This is a genomic window from Pseudomonas fluorescens (assembly GCF_902497775.2).
In the GTDB taxonomy this organism is placed as follows: Bacteria; Pseudomonadota; Gammaproteobacteria; order Pseudomonadales; family Pseudomonadaceae; genus Aquipseudomonas; species Aquipseudomonas putida_F.
In genome coordinates this window covers 2,087,986-2,109,278 of the sequence record NZ_OZ024668.1, presented here as the reverse complement: position 1 = coordinate 2,109,278, position 21,293 = coordinate 2,087,986, and the positions used below count along the sequence as shown (strand labels likewise).

Genomic DNA, 21,293 nt, shown 5'->3' with positions numbered 1-21,293 from the left:
CCCGTAGCAGGAGGCAGCATGAACAACTGGCCACGCCTGGCGCTCTGCGCAGCCGGGCTTTCCCTCTCGCTGGCCGGCACTGCCTGGGCCGGCCTCAAGGCGGTCGATTCCGGCCCCTACACCCTGGCCACCGGGCGTTACCCGATGTGGTACCAGGACCACGGCGACCTGTCGCTGGAGCTGTGCCAGTCCAGGGCAGCCAGTTCGCGGGTAGCGGCCTCGGTGCCACCGAACTACATGTGCACCCTGTTGCCCGAACCCGGCGTCTACGACGACACCCTGCCCCTGGTGTTCCCCGACAACTGGCCACCGGAGATGTTCTGGTTCCTGGCCGAAACCGAAATCCCCGAGGTGGGCAACAGCGGCTATGAGCTGGAGGTGTATGTCGCCGGCATCGAAGCGGCTTTTGCCAGCGAGAACCCGGTGGACGGCGACCAGCAGAGTTTTGCCCGCATCCGTATCCGCGCTTCGGTGCCACGTACCGGCACTTATGTGATCACCCACCCGTACGGCGTCGAAACGGTCAGCGTGACCACTGCCGGGCGCCGCGCCATCAACATCACCCGCGACATCGGCATCGGCGCCCCGGGCGATTTCAGCGGCGTGCTCAATGGCGCGGTCGGGCCGTTCCTGCGCGGTGTCGGTGGCCCCTACACCGAGATCAACCCGGATACCGGCGCCAGCGAAACCTACATCGGCGACCCGAACCTCACCGAAGCGGTGACCGGCAGCCCCAACAACACCAACTTCGTGCGCATCCAGGGCCCGGCCGGGACCATCCAGACCAACCTGTTCACCGTCTCCGGCAAAGTTCTCGACCCGCGCAAGCAAACCCCGGCCGAGTTGCAGCGGGCCAGCTACCGACGCACCGCGGCCGGCACCCGCATCGAAGTGTTCGCCAAGGCGCCGAACAACGCCACGCTGTGCATGCGCGACACCCTGGCGCTGGTACCGGGCACCCCGCCCTCGCCTTGCCAGTTCAACCTGCTGGCCGACAACAATGGCCTGTTCTTCGCCCACCACCTGAGCAGCGCCGCACCGCCTGCGCTGATCGTCGTGACCGCCACCGACCCGACCGGCGCCACCCGCCCCACGGCGCTGTCGAGCAAGCTCAGCGATGTGGTCAAGGTCACTGCCGCCCGCTATGACTGGGCCAACAAGCGCCTGCGCATCGAGGCCAGTTCCAGCGATGAAGTGCAGGTGCCCGACCTGGTGGCCCAGGGCTACGGACGGCTGTCGAAGTCCGGCACGCTGCAAGCCCTGACGGTCAATGACCTGGCCCAGCCACCTGCGATCATCACGGTGAAATCCGCCGCCGGCGGCAGCGACAGCGAACCAGTGGTAGTGGTTGGCAATGCCCCGGTCGACGCCGCCAACCAGGCACCGGTGGCGCAAGCCGATGCCGGCAGCACCCGCGTCGGCGTGCCGCTGAGCCTGAACCTGCTGACCAACGACAGCGACCCGGACGAGGACGTGCCACTGAGCATCAGCGACCTCACCCAGCCAGCCAACGGCCAGGGCGCGGTCGTGCTCAACGGCACCACGGCCGTCACCTACACCCCGCCGGCCGTGGTCAATGCGCCGCTGGTGGTCACCTTCACCTACCGTGCCCAGGACAGCAAAGGGCTGAAATCGCCAGTCACCAACGTCATCGTCAACGTCGCCGCCAACCAGCCGCCAACCGCGGTCAACGACACCGCCAGCACCCTCGGCGTGGCCTTGCCGATCAACGTGCTGGCCAACGACAGCGATCTGGACGGCAACGTGCCACTGGCAGTCGCCAGCGTCACCCAGCCGGCGCTGGGCCGCGGTACGGTCAGCACCGACGGTAACCAGGTCACCTACACCCCACCGGCCGTGATCCTGGCAGCCTTCAACACCACCTTTACCTACATCGCCCGGGACAGCGCAGGCGCCCTGTCGGCCCCGGCCACGGTCACGGTACAGGTGTCGCCACGGCCGCCGGCAGAGAACTTCACCGTCACCGCCGCAACCGTCACGGCACGCGCCGGCGGTCGCTTTACCTGGGACATCTCCGGTACGACCTCCGCAGTGCTGCTCAACGCCGTTACCGTGCAGGTCACCACCCCAACCGGCCTGGTCACCCTGGGCACCACCCCAGTACCACTGACCGGACGCTGGCGGCTGTCGGTGAGCAATACCGTTGCCCCAAGCGCACCGGCAACGGCAACCGTCACCACCAGCCTGGGTACCGTGCGCACCGTGCCGGTCACCGTGCAGTAACCGAAGGAGAACGACCATGGCGCGCCTGACCACCTTGCTGCTTTGCCTGACCCTGAGCGGTCAGGCCGCCCTGGCCGACGACCTGATGGATAACGCTGACCTGGCCATGGGCAGCGATCTTGGCGAGATGTCGATGCAACCCCTGGCGCCGTCGAGCGGCCAGCAGGCGCTGATCGAGCAGAACGGCCAGAACAACCGCGCGGCCATCGGCCAGGACGGCCAGGCCCTGCTCGGGCGCATTGTCCAGCAAGGCGGCGCGCAGGAGGCGTTCATCCTGCAACAAGGCAACGACCTGATGGCTTCGATCAGCCAGCAGGGCTATGGCAACAGCGCCTCGATCAGCCAGAGCGGCAGCAACAACCGCGCGCAGATCGAGCAATACGGCAACAGCAACAGCGCCAGCATCGAACAGGCCGGCAGCGGGCTTTCAAGCTCGGTGATCCAGGCCGGCAACGGTCAGCGCGTGCAGGTCAACCAATACCGTTAAACCTGGAGGCACCACCATGTTCAAGCTCGCTCCCTTAAGCGCCGCCATTGTCCTGGCCGTGGCCGGCCAGGCCATGGCTGACGACAGCCAGTCGACCCAGAACCAGTTCGGTACCGAGAACATCGCCGAGGTCAAGCAGATCGCCGCGCCGCAAAGTACCACCACGCAGAACCAACTGGGCCTGGGCAACAACCACGCCGCCAAGCAGGAAGGCGGCAACAGCCAGATCCAGCAAAGCGGCGCCGGCGACTACAACGCCGGCTACGCCGAACAGTTGTTCGAGTTCGCCAGCCAGATCAACCAGCAGAACGCCGGGGCCCTGAACAACACCCACGCCAGCCAGTCGCTGGGCGTGGAAAACACCGCCCAGCAGAACCAGGAAGGCAGCGCCAACTTCTCGTTCGTCTATCAGGACAGCCAGGCCGGCAGCCAGGGCATCACCCTGCAGTTCGGCGACAACAACAGCGCCTTCGTCGAACAGTTGTACAGTGGTGGCGGCAACAACGCCCTGAGCATCCAGGCCGGTAGCGGCAACTACAGCGCCGCCGAGCACCTGAACTACAACAACGGCCAGATCGGCATCTACCAGGCCGGCGATGACAACTGGGCCTATGGCGACCAGCGCGAAGGCCAGGACGGCAGCATCACTATCAACCAGGCCGGCAGCGCCAACTCCAGCGAAGTCTGGCAGGACACCCAGCTCGCCAGCCAGGCCACGGTCAGCCAGAACGGGCAGACCAACGAAAGCGTGGTCGATCAGAGTTTCGGTGAGGGTAACCTTGCCAGCATCATCCAGGTCGGCAGCCTCAATGCCAGCTATGCCGACCAGTACGAATCGCTGCAGTCGACCACCTCGCTGTTCCAGCACGGCCAGGGCAACCTCGCCTACACCTACCAGGAAGGCGACAGCCATGTACTGACGGTGACCTCCACCGGCACTGGCAACAAGATCCTTGCCAGCAACTGGAAAGGCGACAAGCTCGGTGGCCAGTTCGGCAGTGCCCAGCGCGCCGAGGTCAACCAGAACGGCACGGGCAACAGCGCCAACCTGACCCAGGATGGCAGCGCCCAGCTCGCGCGCCTGAACCAGAACGGCAGCGGCAACAGCGCCGAACTGACCCAGGTCGACAACAACAACGAGCTGTACTTCGAACAGAACGGCAGCGACAACCTGCTGATCGCCGACCAGCGCGGTACCGCCAACTACGCCGCCGGCGTGAGCAGCGGCGCGGGCAACAGCGTCAAGGTCGAGCAGTCAGGCAGCGGCAACCAAAGCTACACCTGGCAACTGTATGGCGACAACAACCAGGCGACCATCAAACAAACCGACGGCGTCAACGTCGCCTACGTGACCCAGGGCGGCTTGGCCAACCAGGCGATGGTTGACCAGAGCGGCGCGAGCATGACCGCGACCATCCAGCAGTTTGGTGCGGGTAACCAGGCGACAGTGTTGCAGCAGTAAAGCATCGCGGGCTTGACCCGCGATAAGGCCACCTCTTTCTCCCCCCTTGACCGTGACTCACCGCCAGGCTGGTCACGGTTCTTTTTTTAGCCTTATAATGCGAACAATTCGCAACTGCATCTTTCATGTTTCAGGATCTTCGGGTGCCCCCTACCTCCCCCGCCCCTCAGCAACAGCTCCATGGCCTTTATCGCGATCACCACGGCTGGTTGCAGGCCTGGCTGCGCAAGCGCCTGGGCGATCGCGAGCGCGCCGCCGACATTGCCCACGACACCTTCCTGCGCCTGCTGGTCAGCGGCCGCCTGCCCGGTCACAACGAGGGCCGCAGCTACCTGGTGCAACTGGCGCGCAACCTGGTGATCGACCAGTGGCGCCGGCAACGTATCGAGCAGGCTTACCTGGCCAGCATCGCCCACCTGGACGAACCGCAGACGCCCTCGCTGGAAACCCGCGCGATGATCCTGCAGACCCTGCAACAGATCGACCAGATGCTCGACAGCATGCCGGCCAAGGTGCGCAGCGCCTTTCTGCTGTCGCGCTTCGAGGGCCTGGGCTACGCCGACATCGCCGAGCGCCTCGGGGTGACCGTAAGCTCCGTGCAGAAGTACATGATCCGCGCCATCCAGGCCTGCTATCAGGTGCTCTACAGCGAATGAGCCAGGCAAGCGATGCACCGATCGACGCGGCGATTGTCGAGCAAGCCAGCCACTGGCTGATGCTGCACTGGGACGGCCCGCTGGATGCACAACAACGCCTGGCCTTTGCCACCTGGCAAGCGGCAGATACCGAGCACCAACGCGCCTGGCAACGCCTGCAAACCCTGCAGCAGACCCTCGCTGCGGTGCCCGCGCAAACCGCCCGCAGCGTGCTCGAAGAACGCCAGAGCCGACGCAGCCTGCTCAGGCAGCTGTGCGTCCTGCTGCTGGTGGGCGGCAGTGGCTACCTGGGCCAGCGCCACCTGCCCTGGCGCGAGGCGATGGCCGATCAGCGCACCGCCCCCGGCGAAGTGCGCCGCCTGCAACTGGCCGATGGCAGCCAGTTGCTGCTCAACAGCCGCAGCAGCGTCAACATCCAGTTCAACGCGCACGAGCGGCGCATCCGCCTGCTTGAGGGCGAACTGCTGCTGAGCAGCGCCAAGGACCCAAGGCCGCTCAAGGTCGAGACTGCAGCCGGTGAAGTGCAGGCCCTGGGCACCCGCTTTGCCGTGCGCGAGCTGGCGGGTGGCAGCCGCATCGAGCTGTTCGAAGGCGCCTTGATGATTCGCCCCAAGGCTGGCAATCAGCAGTTGCTCAAGGCGGGCCACGGCCTGTGGTTCAACCGGCAGGGCTGCGGCCCGCAGCATGCGGCCGACAGCAACAGCATCGCCTGGGAGCACGGTCGGCTGATTGCCGAGCGCCAGCCGCTGGGGCGCTTTCTCGATGAACTGAGCCGGCATCGGCGCGGTGTCATTCGCTGTGAACCGGCAATCGCCGGCCTGCCGATTACCGGTGTTTTCGCTCTCACCGACAGCGACCGCACCCTCGCTGCCCTGCAAGACAGCCTGCCGATTCAGGTGCACTACCTGAGCCGCTACTGGGTGACCGTCAAGGCGCGCTGACCTCCTGAAATCCTCTTTTCGCAAAATAAATTGCGCAGGCCTTTGCAGGTTTTCGGCGCTCGTTCGGGTTAGTCATCAAAGCTAACCAATACGCATTCTCAAAGGAGCCTTCGGGATGCCGAACCTGCCGCCCCCCTGCCCGTCCCCCCTGAGCACGGCGATCCGCACCGGATTGTTCGGCGCTCTGCTCAGCGCCGCCTGCTGCAGCCTGGCCATGCCTGCCCAGGCCGAACCTGTCCGCCAGGAACAACGCCTGTACCAGATTCCCGCCGGCAACCTCGACCAGGCCCTGACCCAGTTTGCCGCCAGCGCCGGTCTGCTGCTGTCGGTGGATGCCCGCCTGACCGCAGGCAAGCCGTCGCTGGGCCTGCAGGGCCATTACTCGCCTGCCCAGGCCCTGAGCAAACTGCTGGCCGGCAGCGGCCTGAGCGCGTACTTCAGCGACGACGGCCGGGTGCTGATCGAAAGGGCCGCGCAGGCCAGCGATGCCCTGGAACTCGGCGCCACCCGGGTCAAGGGCCAGGCAGACGATGACGGGCTCAAGGACTACGGCGTACCGCGTTCGGTGGAAACCCGTAACCTGGAACAACTGGAGCGTTTTCGCGGCCGCTCCAATGCCGACATGCTCGCTGGCATCGCCGGTGTACAGACCTCCGACGGGCGCAACGGTGGCGGTATCGAAGTGAACATACGCGGCATCCAGGGCCAGGGCCGGGTGCCGGTCAAGGTCGACGGTAGCCAGCAGTCACTGGACGTTTACCGAGGTTACGCCGGCACCGCCCAGCGCGCCTACATCGACCCGGACCTGATCAGCAGCGTCACCGTCAACAAGGGCCCGAGCCTGGACGCTGGGGCGTCGGGTGCCATCGGCGGCTCGGTGGAGATGCAGACCCTGACCGTCGACGACATCCTCAAGCCCGGCGAGACCACTGGCTGGCGCCTGCGTGGCTCGCTGGCAGACAACAGCAGCGCCGACGTTCCCAGCGACTACCGGGTGCGCCCACGCACGGATCGCAACGACCTGCTGCACGCGCATGACTGGTCGCGCAGCCTGGCCTTCGCCCACAAGGATGAAGCCTTCGACGTGGTCGCCGCCTACGCCGAGCGGCGCAACAACAACTACTTCGCCGGCAAGCACGGCTACTCGCGCTACGACACCTCGGTAATCAGCGGCGGCGCCCTGGTCGATGCCAACACCGTGGCGCGCAACTACTGGCCCGGCGAAGAGGTGCTCAACTCCAGTACCCACAACAAATCCTTCATGCTCAAGGGTACCCTGTACCGCGACAACGGCCTGGAACTGGGCCTGGGCTACCGCTACATGGATTCAAGCTTCGGCGAAATCATGCCCTCGCAGATCGGCCGAACCGGGCCGTCGATGACCTGGCCACTGGGCGACTTCAAGAAGGACATCGACCGCTACGACGAAGCATTCTGGATGCGCGCCAACCCCGAGTACTACCAGCAGTGCTCGGCCATCGATGCCCCGGTGCCCGATGGCGACAACCGGTGGGACAGCACCGGCTGTTTTGTGCGCGAGACCCTCGACCCGGTCTACGACTACACCGACGCCAACCAGATGATCCAGTTCAAGCCCGGCAACATGAAACTGCACACCCTCACCAGCGAGTTCAAATGGCGGCCCGAGGAAGACAGCCTGGCGCGCTACATCGACCTCAACGGCCATGTCTGGGCAACCTTCGGGCGCAGCATCATGTACAACAACGTCGGCTTTACCGCGCCGCAACGGGGCCAGGGTTACCAGGATGAGCAAAGCGAGCGCTACCGCCAATCGCTCAAGTCCGACCTGAGCAACCTCAAGGTCGGTACAGACATCAGCAACACCAGCCGCTTCAATACCGCCAGCGGCGACTACGCCCTGACCTATGGCGCCGCGTACCTGTATGAAACCATCGACCCGACCCGCAAGCCGTGGCAGGACGACCTGGAAAACAACCGCATCGAACGCAACGGCTACCGTCACGAATACAGCCTCAGCACTGCACTGGAATACAAACCGATCCCGCAGCTGACTTTCACCGCCGGTGGCCGCTACAGCGGTTACCGCATCTACGACCGCAACCGTCAGGCGCTGTACGCCGCGCCGGCCGGAGCCGGGCCGGACGAGCCGTGGTGGAACGCGGAGTTTGCCGGTTTTGCCGACAACGCCGAACTGTCCGGTCACGGCTTCGCCCCGGCCTACAGCGTCAGCTATGCCTTCACCCCCAGCGTCTTAGCCTATGCCCTGTACAACCAGGGCATGCGCATGCCCTCGCTGTTCGAGACCACCCTGGGCAGCTGGTCGGCAGAACCCAACTACGCCCTGCGTGCGGAGCGGATGAAAACCTTCGAAGTGGGTGCTTCGCTCAAGGGTGCCAACCTGCTGCTGGACAACGACCAGGCCGGGATCAAGCTGGCGTACTTTCACAACACCATCGACGACATGGTCACCCGCAACTACCGCTACAACCCCAAGGGCCGCCCCGGTTTCAATGGCGAGCTGAAGATCCGCAACGTCGACAGCTTCACCACCCAGGGCGTCGAGTTGCAAACCCACTACGACAGCGCCTGGTGGTTCGCCGACGCGTCGTATGTCTACAACATCAAGGCCGAAACCTGCGACCGCGCCTTTGCCCAGGCCCTGCGCGACGGCGGCAAGAGTGAGACGCCGGACTGCACCACCGGCGGCTTCCAGGGTTCCTACACCAATACCCAGAACCCGCCGCGCTACAGCGTCAACCTGGTGCTGGGGGCCAAGGCCTTCGAGCAGAAACTGGCCAGCGGCATCCGCATGCGCTACACCAGCGGGCCGATGTACGTGCTGGATAGAAGCTGGCACGTGGGCACCACCACGCCACAGCAGCACTACCTGCAAGCGCGCATCTACGACTTCTTCGCCGACTACCAGGTCAGCGACGAACTCAAGGTCAGTTTCAATGTTTACAACTTCACCGACCAGTACTACCTGGACCCGATGTCGCAAAGCATGATGCCGGCGCCAGGCCGTACCTCAAGCCTGGCAGCATCCCTACAGTTCTAAAGGCCTTTGGCCAGTAATCTGGCGCACGCGGTGTAGCAGGGTTTTACCGCCCTGCTTCGTTAATATTTTATTTTTCTTCTGAAGGGTTTACACGCGAATGGTAATTCTTATCATTCTCGACTCCCGAGCGGCCCTGGCCCTTCCGTCCAGCCCGTTCACCCTTTGCTTCAGGAGAAATCTGACATGGTGTCGCGCTTCAACCTCAGCCGCATAAGCATTGCCTTGCTGGCTGCCCTGGGTTCCTCGGCTATTGCCGCGGCCCCGCTGGAGCAACCAGCGGACGAAGTTCAGGTGCAGCCCAGCGACCTGCCAGTGGACGGCAGCCGGCAGGCAATCCAGCTGGAAAACACTCGGGTGCTGGGTACCGCCGAAGAAGAGCTCAAGCAGGCTCCCGGGGTGTCGATCATCACCGCTGAAGACATCAAGAAGCGCCCACCGGTCAACGACCTTTCCGACATCATCCGCCGCGAGCCCGGGGTCAACCTCACCGGCAACAGCAGCAGCGGCGCCCGCGGCAACAACCGCCAGATCGACCTGCGCGGCATGGGCCCGGAAAACACCCTGATCCTCATCGACGGCAAGCCGTCCACCTCGCGCAACGCCGTGCGCTACGGCTGGAGCGGCGACCGTGACACCCGTGGCGAAACCAACTGGGTCCCGGCCGAGGAAGTCGAACGCATCGAGATCCTTCGCGGCCCGGCGGCAGCCCGTTACGGTTCCGGCGCCATGGGCGGTGTGGTCAATATCATCACCAAGCGCCCGACCCAGGACCTGCGCGGCTCGATGACCCTGTACACCATGCTCCCCGAGGACGACTCCGAAGGCACCGGCAAACGGGTCAACTTCAGCTTGAGCGGGCCGCTCACCGACAGCCTGATCTTTCGCGTGTACGGCAACCTGAACAAGACCGACGCCGACGACATGAAGATCAACTCGGCGCACCAGGCCTACGCCGAATCCTTGATGGCCGGTCGCGAAGGTGTACGCAACAAGGACATCAACGGCCTACTGAGCTGGAAAATCGACCCGGCCAACACCGTCGACCTTGAGTCGAGCTACAGCCGCCAGGGCAATATCTTCGCCGGCGACACCATGCTCAACGCCGGCGGCGAATTCGTCGAAAGCCAGGTGGGCAAGGAAACCAACGTCATGCAGCGCTCAAGCTTTGCCGTGACCCACCGCGGCGACTACGACTGGGGTACCTCCACTGCGTCGCTGTCCTACGACCTGACCCGCAACGGCCGCCTCAATGAAGGCCTGGCCGGCTGGGGTGAAGGCGCGCCATCGGGCAGTGCCGGGCGTTTCGAGTCGCGCCTGCGCAACACCCGTGCCACTGGCGAGGTCAACCTGCCGCTGAGCATGGGCCTGGAGCAAGTGCTGACCCTGGGTGGCGAGTACCTGTATGAATCGCTCAACGACCCGGGCTCGCTGCGCCCGCAAAGTTACGACCCGGGCGCCGAACTGCCGGGCTTCGACCGCACCCAGACCAAATCCACTGCGCGCAGCTTTGCCCTGTATGCCGAGGACAACATCGAAGTGGGCGAAAACACCATCGTCACCCCGGGCCTGCGCTACGACCATCATGAAGACTTCGGCAGTAACTGGAGCCCGAGCCTGAACGCCTCGCACCAGATCACCGAAGCGCTGAGCATCAAGGGCGGTATCGCCCGCGCCTACAAGACCCCGAACCTGTACCAGGCCAACCCCAACTACCTGCTGTACAGCCGGGGTACAGGCTGCAACTCCAGCGAAGTCAACAATGGCGGCTGCTACCTGCTGGGCAATGCCAACCTCGACCCGGAAACCAGCGTCAACAAGGAGCTGGGCCTGGCCTACGACAAGGGCACCTGGCGCACCAGTGCCACCTACTTTCGCAACGACTACAAGAACAAGATCGAGGCTGGCAACCAGACCTTGTTCCGCCTGCCCGACGGCCGCCGCATCCTGCGCTGGGAAAACACCGGCAAGGCCGTGGTGCAAGGGGTCGAGGGCAACCTGTTCGTCGAGCTCACCCCGGCGCTGGACTGGAATACCAACTTCACCTACATGATCGAGTCCAAGGACAAGAAAACCGGCGAGCCGCTGAGCATCATCCCCGAGTACACGGTCAACTCGACCCTGGACTGGAATGTCACCGACAAGCTCTCGTTCCAGCTCAACGGCACCTACTACGGCAAGCAGGAAGCGCCGACCTACAACGCCCGGGCCAATGAAAGCCTGGACAAGAAGGTACAGAAGGACGTCGACCCCTATGGCATTGTCGGCATCAGCGGTGGCTACGAGTTCACCAAGAACCTGAGCATGCGCGTGGGCGTGAACAACCTGTTCGACAAGCGCCTGTACCGCGAGGGCAACTCGGATGAAGCCGGGGCCCTGACCTACAACGAAGCAGGCCGGGCGTACTTCGCCTCGTTTACGACGTCGTTCTGATGGAGTGGGAGTGGGAGCGGATTTATCCGCTCCCACTCCCTGCAGATCTTTACTTGGGTGAGTAGGAATTTTCGACAATCCACACCACAATTTTCAACGCTTCTATACTTCCCATACTTTTGCAACCTGATTCGACGTATCGTTGGCGACTCGCCGGCTCCGGCCCGATTCGCCTTCCTGAATGATTCAGGAAACGGCTTACCCTCTTCGTCAAGGAGTTGTGCCAATGCCAACGGTACTGATCGTCGATGATCACCCCACGATTCGCCTTGCGGTGCGCATGCTGCTCGAGCGCGAGCGCTACGAGGTGCTGGGTGAAACCGGTGACGGCGTCGCGGCCGTACAGCTGGCCCGCGAGTTGCGCCCCGATGTGGTCATCCTCGATATCGGTCTGCCCGGCCTCGATGGCCTGAGCGTGATCAAACGCCTGCACCTGCTGGAAAACACTCCGAAAATCATGGTCCTCACCGGCCAACCGGCCGGTTTGTTCGCCCGTCGCTGCCTGGATGCCGGCAGTTCGGCCTTCGTGCACAAGGACGAAGACCTGGAGGCGTTGATTTTCGCCTTGAAAGCCATGGTCAAGGGCTATTCGACCTTCCCCGACATGTCGGCCAATCGCGGCCCGCTGGGCAATGAGGAACAACGCCTGGCCGCCCTTTCCCACCGGGAGATGGAAGTGCTGCGCATGCTTGCGGCCGGCCTGTCCAATAATGATATCGGCACGCGCATGCTGCTAAGCCCCAAGACCATCAGTACCTACAAAAGCCGGATCATGGAGAAGTTACAGGTAGGATCATTCGTCGACCTCATGGGTCTGGCTAATCGCAACCATGTGATGTGAGCCGCCAATGACCCTCCCCCCCGTTCTGCTGGCCCTGGTGCTGAGCTGCCTGTCAGCGTTGGCGGCCAACAACGCCATGGCCGTTGAACCTGGCGAGCCCCGGGAGTTGCTGGCGCGTTCACGCGTTGGCGGCGAAGGCGTCGCCCTGACGGCGGATGACAGGCGCTGGCTGAAAGACAAAGCCGTGCTGCGCCTGGGCACTTCAAGCCCGGATTACCCGCCGTTCGATATTAATGTCAGCCAGCGCGAGTATGAAGGGCTGACCGCTGACTACGCTGGCCTGATCAGCGAACTGTTGAACATCCCCGTTGAAGTTCGACGCTACAGCAGCCGTAAAGCAGCGATCACCGCCCTGCACGCCGGGGCCATCGACCTGCTCGGCAGCTCCAACGGCTTTGAAGCCGCCGACGCCCAACTGGTCCTGAGCCAGCCCTATGCCGATGATCTGCCGGTCATCGTCACGTCCCAGGGCAAGACCCGCACCGTCGACGATGATCTGGATGGGCTGCGCCTGGCAATGGTCGACCATTACCTGCCGGATGCAGAGGTCCAGCACCTGTTCCCCAAGGCCCACCTGCAACTGTACTCCTCGACCATGGCCGGCTTGTCGGCCGTCTCGCTGGCCCAGGCCGACGCCTTTCTGGGCGATGCCATCAGCAGTGATTACCTGATTGGCAAGAGCTTCCAGGAAAGCGTGCAGATCTCGCACTTCGTCCAACACGAGCGCGAGACCTTCGCCTTCGCGCTGGCCCGAGGCAATGACCGGTTGTTGCGCCTGCTCAACCAGTCGCTGGCCGTCACCAGTGAAACCGAGCGACTGAACATTCTGCGCCGCTGGAGCAGCGGCAGCACCAGCATGCTGCTCGATCGCGGCGCCTTGACCCTGAGCGAAGAGGAGCGCCGCTGGATCAAACAGCACCCGGTCATCCGGGTGCTGGTCAACAAATACTTCGCGCCTTTGAACTTCTACGACCACCAGCAACAGGTTCGTGGCATAACCGTCGATGTGCTGGAGCAGATCAGCCTGCGCACAGGACTCAAGTTCGAGTTCATCGAAGCGGATGCCGGGGCCGCTGCGATCGCGTTGCTGCAGCAAGGTAAAGCCGACCTGGCCGGGGCGCTGGTCTACAGCCCCGAACGCGCCAAGCTGGTCAATTTCACCCGGCCCTACCTGGTCAACCGCTGGGTGCTGGTCAGCCGAATCGACAGCGACGACGGGCAACAGCCGGAGCAACTGGATGGCAAACGCCTGGCGTTGATCCGCGATTCACCCTTGAAGGCTGAGTTGCTGGAACGTTACCCCGCGCTGACCCTGGTCGAGGTCGACGATCCCCTGGCGTTGATGGAGGCATTGACGCAAAAGCAGGCCGACCTGGTGCTGAGCTCGCACATCAATGCCGCCTACTTCATCAGCCGCCTGTTCAAGGACCGGTTGCGTATCGTCTCACTGTTTGGCGACCAGCCAATTACGGCCTCGTTTGCCACGCCACTGCAGGCGACAGAGTTGCACGCCATCATCGACAAGGCACTGCTGAGCATCCCGCCGGATGAGCTGGCGCAACTGACCAACCGCTGGCGTACCAACGCGCTGATCAGCGATAACCCCTGGTACAACTACCGTTCGCTGATCTTGCAGATCCTCATCGTTGCCAGCCTGCTGATCGCCGCCGTGGTGTTCTGGAACCGCTACCTGCGCAACCTGATCCGCCAGCGCAGTGACGCCCAACAAGCGCTGCAGCATGAGCTGGGGTTCAGCAGGCGCCTGCTCGAAGAGCTGCGCCTGGCCAAGGACCAGGCCGACGATGCCAGCCGCGCCAAAAGCACCTTCCTGGCGACCATGAGCCATGAGATCCGCACGCCGATGAACGCCGTGATCGGCCTGCTTGAACTTGCCGTCCGGGACGCCGAACAGGGCCGCGCCGACCGCGCTTCGTTGCAGGTGGCGTTCGACTCGGCCAACGGCCTGCTGGCGCTGATCGGCGACATTCTCGACATCGCCCGCATCGAGTCCGGGCACATGCAACTGAACGCCGAAGCCACCAACCTGACCACCCTGGCCGCCGCCACAGTGCGGGTGTTCGAGGGCAATGCGCGGCTCAAGGGCCTGGCCTTGCAGACCGACCTGCAAGCCATCGGCGAGTGCGTCATGGTCGACCCGTTGCGGCTCAAGCAAGTGCTCTCGAACCTGCTCGGCAATGCGCTGAAGTTCACCGAGCAAGGCCAGGTCAGCGTGACCCTGCGCTATGGCCCGCAGCAGCCCGGGCAACTGCGACGGGTACTGTTGAGCGTGGAAGACAGCGGTATCGGCATCAGCGCGCACGACCAGGCGCGGTTGTTCCAACACTTCGCCCAGGTCGGCGAGCAACCGGCGCGCCAGGGCGCCGGCCTGGGCCTGGTGATCAGCCGCACCTTGTGCGAACTGATGGGCGGCCGCCTGAGCCTGACCAGCAGCGTGGGCCGCGGCACCCGGGTCGATATCGAATTGCAGTTACCGTTGGCCTCGCTGCCGCACGCCCCCCAGCCGGTTATCGAGCAACCTCCAGCCACCACCGCGTTGCACATTCTGGTGGTGGATGACTATCCGGCCAACCTGATGCTGCTTGAGCGCCAGTTGAATGTGCTCGGACACCAGGTCAGCCAGGCCGGCGACGGCCAGGCGGCACTGGTGCTGTGGCTGCAAGGTCATTTCGATGTGGTCATCACCGATTGCCACATGCCCGGCATGGACGGCCACCAGCTGGCGCGGCGTCTGCGCAACGAGGAACAACAGCAACAGCGCCAGCCCTGCCTGATCCTCGGCCTCACCGCCAATGCCCAAGTCGAGGAGCGCGAACGCTGCCTGGCCAGCGGCATGAACGATTGCCTGTTCAAGCCGATCGGCCTCAATGAATTGCGCCGGCATCTGATCGGTATTGCCAGCCCGGCATCACCGCCCGTACCAACCCCTGAGCCAGAGGCGCATGCCAGCGGCTTCGATGTCGACAACCTCAAGCACCTGACCCTGGGCGATCCGCAACTGGTTGAACGCCTGCTACGCGAACTTGCGCAAAGCAACGGTGACGACCTCAAGGCCCTGCGCGCCCTGGGCCCGGCCCCTGCGCGCGATGCCTTGCGGGCCTTGGCCCATCGCATCAAGGGCGGGGCCAAGATGCTCAAGGCCCGTGGCGTGGTGCAACGCTGCGAAGCACTTGAGCAAGCCTGCGTCGGCGATGCCGGCAGCGAGCAGCTGCAGGCACTGGCCAAAGCCCTGGAACTGAGCCTGCAGGCCCTCGACGGGCAGCTCAACCAGCGGGTCAGTGCAACTGCAAGGTCGAGTTGATCTGGCTGATCGCATCGACCACGTGCTGCGAGCCCTGCTGGATCTCCAGGATCACTTCGCCGGCTTCATTGGCCAGTTCCACGCCAAGGCCGGTGCGGCTCAGGCTCGACTGCATGCTGGCCACGGCGGTCAACGACAGGTCATGGTTCTGCCGTACCACCTCGACAATCTCAAGGGTGGCCTTGCTGGTGCGCGCCGCCAGGTTGCGCACCTCATCGGCGACTACCGCAAAGCCGCGCCCGTGCTCGCCGGCCCGGGCCGCTTCGATGGCGGCATTGAGCGCCAGCAGGTTGGTCTGGTCGGCGATGCTGCGGATGGTCTGAACGATCTGCCCGATCAGCTCCGACTGTTTGCTCACCGCATCGATGCTGCGCGCGGCGGCATTGAGGTCCTGGGAAATTTCCTCGATCACCTGCACGGTTTGCTGCACCACCTGCGAGCCTTTGCGGGCGCAGGCGTCGTTCTGTACCGAGGTGGCGTGGGCCGATTCAGCGGCGGTCTGCTGGGTGCTGACCTGCTGAGTGATGTCGCTGGCGAACTTGACCACTTTGTACAGGCGCCCGCTGGTGTCGAAGATCGGGTTGTAGGATGCCTCCAGATAGACCATCTGCCCCAGCTTGTTGACCCGTTCGAAACGGTGGGAATGGTACTCGCCACGGTTGAGCGAGGCCCAAAAAGCCTTGTAGGCCGCAGACTCGCTCTCGCTCTTGTGGCAGAACAGGCTGTGATGCTTGCCCACTACCTCGTCGAGGCGGTAGTGCATGGTGTTGAGGAAGTTCTGGTTGGCTTCGATGACCTTGCCATCGGGGGTGAACTCGATCATGGCCATAGAGCGGCTGATGGCATTGATCAGGCTTTCGGTCTCGTGCTCGTGCTGCACCCGCTGGGTGATATCGGCAGCGACCTTGATCACGCTGGTGACCTGCTGCTGGGCACCGAACACCGGCATGTAGCTGGCCTCGAGCCAGACTTCGCGACCCTGCTTGTCGACCCGGGCAAAGGTGCCGCTGCGCGGTTCACCACGGCCCAGATCACGCCAGAGCTGGCGGTAGTCCTCGCTTTTGCTGAAGGCTTGTGCGCAGAACATGCGGTGGTGTTTGCCGCGAATCTCTTCGACGCCGTAGCCCATGGCCGTGCAGAAGTTTTCGTTGGCGTCGAGGATGATGCCGTCGGGGCTGAACTCGATCATCGCCATCGAGCGGCTGATGGCGGCCAACCTGGCAGTCATTTGGCCCAGGGCCTGGGTGCAACGCTCGATTTCAGCCAGATCGGACTTACGATGCAAATCAAACATTTTGCAACACTCCATGCTCGGGATTTGCTGAGCATAGATGGCGATTGGCGCCGTGCAAGCACTCTGATATCACTGCGTAACGCCCGCCGACTGGCGGTTTCAGCTGCTTTCGCGAACCATCAGCTCAAAGCCCAGATCCTGGCATTGCTGCTGTCCGCGCTTGCCGTCAAGCAAGCCCAATAGCGCCTGCGCGGCGCACCGGCCGATCGCCGCACGCGGGGTGCGGATCGAGGTCAGGCGCGGGACCATGTGCGCCGAGGCAGGCAAATCGTTGAAACCGACCATGGCCACCTGCTGCGGTACCTTGATGCCCTGGCGCAAGGCTTCGAGTATCGCCCCCTGGGCCAGGTCGTCGTTGCAGAAGAAGATGCCATCGACATCGGGGTGGCGGCCCAGCAACTGGGCAAACAGCTCGCCGCCCAGGCCGATCGACGATGGCTGCGGCGCCAGCAGTTCCGGCGCCTGGGCATCCAGGCCGACTTCGGCCAGGGCCTGGCGAAAGCCTTCGGCGCGCTGCATCACCCGCGGGTCGAGCTGCGCGGCGATAAAGCCCGGGCGTTTGCAGCCGCGCTCCAGCAGATGCCGGGCGGCCGCCCTGCCCGCCTCCTGCTGGGAGAAGCCCACCGACATGGCCTGGGCTTCACCCCCCAGCTCCATCATGTGCACACACGGCACGCCACTGGCCGCCAGCAGCTGCTTGGCCGCGTCGCTGCGATCAAACCCGGTGAGCAGGATGCCGCGCGGCTGGTAAGCCAGGTAGTTGCGGATCAGGTTCTCTTCTTCGGCGATATCGTAGTGATAGTTACCGATCAGCACCTCAAGGCCACGGGGGCGCATGACCTCGTGGATGGCTTCGAGGGTATCGATGAACAGGTGGTTGGACAGCGACGGAATCAACACCACGATCGACTGACTTTGCTTTGACGCCAGCGCCCGCGCTGCCGGGTTGGCCACATAGCCTAGGCTCGCGGCGGCCACCTGGACTTTTTCCACCAGCTGCGGGGCAACCGTGCTGATCCCGCGCAATGCCCGGGAAGCGGTAATCGGGGAAACCCCGGAAAGCCTGGCCACTTCAGCCAGAGTGGGACGACCGGTAGTACGAGAGCCGATGCGGGTCATGAGGGATTTTATTTTCGACTTGCAAAGAATGGGGAACGGGCACTAAGGTAGCGCTGTCTCAGACCACAGGCAATGCAAAACTGCATGAGGCCCGGAATGAGCATCCAGACTGCTTTTACAAGATCAATAACATCTGGGTGGGAAGCGCCCGAGACGTTAGCCGTCTCGCTTCAAGATAGCGCTATCTTGCCCCGCAGGAGGTACCGATGAACCCACCCCTATCCGCGATTGTGGTCATGGGCGTCGCTGGCTGTGGCAAGAGCTACGTCGGTGCTGCCATTGCAGGCTTGAGCGGCGGTCGCCTGATCGAAGGCGACGACTTCCACCCCGCTGCCAATATCCAGAAAATGAGTGCCGGCATCCCCCTGGACGACGACGACCGTGCCGGTTGGCTGATTCGCCTGGGCGAGGAACTGCAAGCGTGCCTGAAGGCCGGCGAACGGCCCATCCTCACCTGCTCCGCCCTGAAAAAGCGCTACCGCGATGCCCTGCGCCACGCCGTACCGGACCTGGGCTTCGTGTTTCTCGATCTCACCCCCGAAGAAGCCAGCCGCCGCGTGCTCGCCCGGCCTGGCCACTTCATGCCCGCCAGCCTGATCGACAGCCAGTTCGCCGCCCTTGAACGCCCCAATGGCGAGCCGCTGACCCTGCCCCTGGACGCCACCCTGGCGGTAGACAAACTCGCCATCGAGGTAGACCAGTGGCTAAAGCCCTGCGGTGAACCGCTGCTGGCGCGAACGGCCTGACCCTGGCTGTTTTGTCGGCTCACCCAAGATAGCGCTGTCTCGACCCGTAAACGCTGTAATAGTTCCGCCCACAAAAATGACAATACGAGGCACTGAACCATGTTTGGTTTGGCAACTGATACCTACCTGCTGCTCGATGCGGTGGTCACCATCATCGGCCTGGTGCTGCTGATCACCCACTTCAAAGTCCACCCTTTTGTCGCCCTGACCCTGGCGGCCGGTTTTCTCGGCCTGACCTCGGGCATGCCGGTAGCCAAGGTGATGAAATCGTTCCAGGACGGTTTTGGCGGCGTACTCGGATTTGTCGGCATCGTCCTGGCCCTGGGCACCATGCTCGGCAAGCTGATGGCCGACTCCGGCGGCGCCGACCAGATCGCCCAGACGCTAATCCGCGCCTTCGGCAAGCAGAAGGTGCATTGGGCAATGATGTTTGCCGCTTTCCTGGTCGGCATTCCGCTGTTCTTCGAAATCGGCTTCGTCTTGCTGATTCCATTGGTGTTCATCGTCGCCCGGCGTTCCGGGGTGTCGCTGATCAAGATCGGCATTCCGCTGCTGGCCGGCTTGTCGGTGGTCCATGGCCTGGTGCCGCCGCACCCGGGGCCGCTGCTGGCGATCGGCATCTTCAATGCCGACATCGGCAAGACCATCTTCTACGGGCTGATCGTGGCCCTGCCGACAGCAATCATCGCAGGTCCCCTTTACGGCAACTTCATCTCCAAGTACATCCCGGGTAATCCGAACAAGGAGCTGATGGACCAGATCGCCCGCGAGTCCGACCAGCAGAACCTGCCCAGCTTCAGCATCACCCTGATCACCGTGCTGCTGCCGGTGTTCCTGATGCTGCTGAAAACCTTCGCCGACGTGGTACTGCCGGCCGAGCATATCGTGCGCCAGTGGATGGACCTGATCGGCCACCCGATCAGCGCCCTGCTCGCGGCGTTGCTCCTGGCGTTCTACACCTTTGGCGCGGCGCGCGGGTTTTCCCGCCAGCAGATCATGAAGCTGCTCGACCAGAGCCTGGCGCCCACGGCGGCCATCATCCTCATCGTCGGTGCCGGCGGCGGCTTCAAGCAGATGCTGGTGGATACCGGCGTGGGTAATGTGATCGGGCAGATGGCGGTGCAGGCCGAGATCTCGCCGATCATGCTGGCCTGGCTGGTGGCGGCGGTGATTCGTATCGCGACGGGTTCGGCGACGGTGGCGACCATCACCGGCGCCGGGATCGTCGCGCCGGTGATCGGCATGATGCCGGGGGTCAACCGCGAACTGCTGGTGCTGGCGACTGGCGCGGGTTCGTTGATTCTGTCGCACGTCAACGATGCCGGCTTCTGGCTGGTGAAACAGTACTTCAACATGACCGTGGCCGAAACCTTCAAGACCTGGAGCATGATGGAGACCATCCTGTCGGTGGTCGGGATCATCTTTATCATGCTGTTGTCGTTGGTGGTTTGAGGGCCTCATCGCGGGGCAAGCCCGCTCCTACAGTGTAGGAGGGGGCTTGCCCCGCGATGCGGTCAAAAGGCTGCTTTAAAGATCGCCTCGATTTCCGCCTGACTGGCCACCCGCGGGTTGGTCAGCCCGCAGGCATCCTTCAGGGCATTGCTGGCCAGGGTTGGAATATCCGCCTCCTTGGCTCCCAGCACCGCCAACCCCGCCGGGATATCAATGGCCCGCGACAGGTTCTCGATCGCGGCCAGCGCCGCATCACTGCCCTGCTCGGCGCTCAGGCCAGCAACCTCCACACCCATGGCCTTGGCTACATCGCGCAGGCGTGCGGCACTGACGCTGGCGTTGAAACGCTGCACATGCGCCAGCAGCACCGCGTTGCACACACCATGGGGCAAGTCATAGAAACCGCCCAACTGGTGGGCCATGGCATGCACGTACCCCAGCGAGGCATTGTTGAAGGCCATGCCGGCGAGGAACTGGGCGTAAGCCATGTTCTCCCGGGCCTTGAGGTCGCTGCCGTCGGCCACGGCCTGGCGCAGGTTGTCGCTGATCAGCTCGATGGCCTTGATCGCGCAGGCGTCGGTGATCGGCGTGGCGGCAGTGGAAACGTAGGCTTCGATGGCGTGGGTCAGGGCGTCCATGCCGGTGGCCGCGGTCAGGCCCTTGGGCATGCCGACCATCAGCGCCGGGTCGTTGACCGACAGCAACGGCGTGACGTTGCGATCGACGATGGCCATTTTCACGTGGCGCGCTTCGTCGGTGATGATGCAGAAGCGGGTCATTTCGCTGGCGGTGCCGGCGGTGGTGTTGATGGCAATCAACGGCAACTGCGGCTTGGCCGACTGGTCCACCCCTTCATAATCACGGATGTGCCCGCCGTTGGTGGCGCACAGGGCAATGCCCTTGGCGCAGTCATGGGGCGAGCCGCCGCCCAGGGAGATCACGCAGTCGCAACGCTCGCGCTGCAACAGCGCCAGGCCCTGCTCGACATTGGCGATGCTCGGGTTGGGTTTGGCGCCATCGAAGATCGCCGAGTCGATATCGCGCATCGCCAGCATTTCGGCAATGCGCTCGGCAATCCCGGCCTTGGCCAGGCCTGCGTCAGTGACGATCAAGGCCTTGCGCAGGCCGTACCCGGCAATGGCAGCCATCGCTTCTTCGAGGCAATCGATGCCCATGATGTTGACGGCGGGGATGAAAAACGTGCTGCTCATGGCGAGATCCTCATGCAATGTTCCTTTGCCTTGAGGATCCGCCTGTCTGCC

13 protein-coding genes and 2 pseudogenes are annotated in these 21,293 nt (G+C 63.7%); 11 read left to right on the top strand and 4 right to left on the bottom strand.

Translation table 11 applies throughout. From position 1 onward, the window contains the following. Positions 1–18: 18 nt before the first annotated feature. The 9 genes from F8N82_RS09545 to F8N82_RS09505 all read left to right on the top strand — a co-directional run bounded on the left by F8N82_RS09545 (position 19) and on the right by F8N82_RS09505 (position 15,420). Positions 19–2,244: an Ig-like domain-containing protein gene (locus F8N82_RS09545; RefSeq protein WP_038995031.1), complete on the top strand. Its 2,226-nt coding sequence runs from the start codon at positions 19–21 to the stop codon at positions 2,242–2,244. A gap of 16 nt (positions 2,245–2,260) precedes the next feature. Next, entirely contained in the window at positions 2,261–2,731 is a 471-nt protein-coding gene (locus F8N82_RS09540; RefSeq protein ID WP_038995030.1) for a curlin, read from the top strand. A gap of 16 nt (positions 2,732–2,747) precedes the next feature. Then, positions 2,748–4,193, top strand: coding sequence for a curlin (locus F8N82_RS09535; RefSeq protein WP_038995029.1), 1,446 nt, complete (start codon positions 2,748–2,750; stop codon positions 4,191–4,193). A gap of 143 nt (positions 4,194–4,336) precedes the next feature. Next, positions 4,337–4,849 carry a sigma-70 family RNA polymerase sigma factor gene (locus F8N82_RS09530; RefSeq protein WP_038995028.1) on the top strand — a complete coding sequence of 171 codons (513 nt, stop codon included), beginning with the start codon at positions 4,337–4,339 and terminating at the stop codon, positions 4,847–4,849. Then, positions 4,846–5,790, top strand: a complete 945-nt coding sequence (locus F8N82_RS09525; RefSeq protein ID WP_038995027.1) for a FecR domain-containing protein — start codon at positions 4,846–4,848, stop codon at positions 5,788–5,790. The genes F8N82_RS09530 and F8N82_RS09525 overlap by 4 nt, the downstream gene beginning before the upstream one ends. Before the next feature lie 115 nt (positions 5,791–5,905). Further along, a complete protein-coding gene (locus F8N82_RS09520; RefSeq protein ID WP_038995026.1) occupies positions 5,906–8,830 on the top strand; it encodes a TonB-dependent receptor in 2,925 nt (974 codons plus the stop codon). 183 nt (positions 8,831–9,013) lie between these two features. Next, positions 9,014–11,260, top strand: a complete 2,247-nt coding sequence (locus F8N82_RS09515; protein ID WP_038995024.1) for a TonB-dependent siderophore receptor — start codon at positions 9,014–9,016, stop codon at positions 11,258–11,260. 226 nt (positions 11,261–11,486) lie between these two features. Next, positions 11,487–12,101 carry a response regulator gene (locus tag F8N82_RS09510; protein ID WP_095163273.1) on the top strand — a complete coding sequence of 205 codons (615 nt, stop codon included), beginning with the start codon at positions 11,487–11,489 and terminating at the stop codon, positions 12,099–12,101. 7 nt (positions 12,102–12,108) lie between these two features. Then, positions 12,109–15,420: a transporter substrate-binding domain-containing protein gene (locus F8N82_RS09505; RefSeq protein ID WP_150776893.1), complete on the top strand. Its 3,312-nt coding sequence runs from the start codon at positions 12,109–12,111 to the stop codon at positions 15,418–15,420. On the opposite strand, the pseudogene F8N82_RS27570 reads toward F8N82_RS09505, so the two are convergent. The 3 genes and pseudogenes from F8N82_RS27570 to F8N82_RS09495 all read right to left on the bottom strand — a co-directional run. After that, positions 15,395–15,826: pseudogene (locus F8N82_RS27570) on the bottom strand (methyl-accepting chemotaxis protein); the annotation flags it as partial. The gene F8N82_RS09505 and the pseudogene F8N82_RS27570 sit on opposite strands and share 26 nt — an antisense overlap. Before the next feature lie 105 nt (positions 15,827–15,931). After that, a pseudogene (locus tag F8N82_RS27565) lies at positions 15,932–16,648 on the bottom strand (PAS domain-containing protein); the annotation flags it as partial. 165 nt (positions 16,649–16,813) lie between these two features. Next, complete coding sequence (locus F8N82_RS09495; protein ID WP_038995018.1) at positions 16,814–17,833, bottom strand: LacI family DNA-binding transcriptional regulator; 1,020 nt, start codon at positions 17,831–17,833, stop codon at positions 16,814–16,816. Between the two features lie 206 nt (positions 17,834–18,039). On the opposite strand from F8N82_RS09495, the gene F8N82_RS09490 reads away from it, so the two are divergent. Then, positions 18,040–18,579: a gluconokinase gene (locus tag F8N82_RS09490; RefSeq protein WP_038995016.1), complete on the top strand. Its 540-nt coding sequence runs from the start codon at positions 18,040–18,042 to the stop codon at positions 18,577–18,579. Positions 18,580–18,678: 99 nt separating this feature from the next. Continuing rightward, positions 18,679–20,031: a GntP family permease gene (locus tag F8N82_RS09485; RefSeq protein ID WP_038995015.1), complete on the top strand. Its 1,353-nt coding sequence runs from the start codon at positions 18,679–18,681 to the stop codon at positions 20,029–20,031. 62 nt (positions 20,032–20,093) lie between these two features. Here F8N82_RS09485 and yiaY read toward each other — a convergent pair whose 3' ends face one another. Continuing rightward, positions 20,094–21,242, bottom strand: coding sequence for an L-threonine dehydrogenase (gene yiaY, locus F8N82_RS09480; protein WP_038995014.1), 1,149 nt, complete (start codon positions 21,240–21,242; stop codon positions 20,094–20,096). Between the last annotated feature and the right edge of the window lie 51 nt (positions 21,243–21,293).

What these genes read in the sequence shown, in the direction of transcription:
- F8N82_RS09485 (WP_038995015.1), top strand. Translation starts at nt 18,679, where the DNA reads ATGTTTGGTTTGGCAACTGATACCTACCTGCTGCTCGATGCGGTGGTC.
- F8N82_RS09495 (WP_038995018.1), bottom strand. Translation starts at nt 17,833, where the DNA reads ATGACCCGCATCGGCTCTCGTACTACCGGTCGTCCCACTCTGGCTGAA.
- F8N82_RS09535 (WP_038995029.1), top strand. Translation starts at nt 2,748, where the DNA reads ATGTTCAAGCTCGCTCCCTTAAGCGCCGCCATTGTCCTGGCCGTGGCC.
- F8N82_RS09525 (WP_038995027.1), top strand. Translation starts at nt 4,846, where the DNA reads ATGAGCCAGGCAAGCGATGCACCGATCGACGCGGCGATTGTCGAGCAA.
- yiaY (WP_038995014.1), bottom strand. Translation starts at nt 21,242, where the DNA reads ATGAGCAGCACGTTTTTCATCCCCGCCGTCAACATCATGGGCATCGAT.
- F8N82_RS09505 (WP_150776893.1), top strand. Translation starts at nt 12,109, where the DNA reads ATGACCCTCCCCCCCGTTCTGCTGGCCCTGGTGCTGAGCTGCCTGTCA.
- F8N82_RS09510 (WP_095163273.1), top strand. Translation starts at nt 11,487, where the DNA reads ATGCCAACGGTACTGATCGTCGATGATCACCCCACGATTCGCCTTGCG.
- F8N82_RS09520 (WP_038995026.1), top strand. Translation starts at nt 5,906, where the DNA reads ATGCCGAACCTGCCGCCCCCCTGCCCGTCCCCCCTGAGCACGGCGATC.
- F8N82_RS09490 (WP_038995016.1), top strand. Translation starts at nt 18,040, where the DNA reads ATGAACCCACCCCTATCCGCGATTGTGGTCATGGGCGTCGCTGGCTGT.
- F8N82_RS09515 (WP_038995024.1), top strand. Translation starts at nt 9,014, where the DNA reads ATGGTGTCGCGCTTCAACCTCAGCCGCATAAGCATTGCCTTGCTGGCT.
- F8N82_RS09540 (WP_038995030.1), top strand. Translation starts at nt 2,261, where the DNA reads ATGGCGCGCCTGACCACCTTGCTGCTTTGCCTGACCCTGAGCGGTCAG.
- F8N82_RS09545 (WP_038995031.1), top strand. Translation starts at nt 19, where the DNA reads ATGAACAACTGGCCACGCCTGGCGCTCTGCGCAGCCGGGCTTTCCCTC.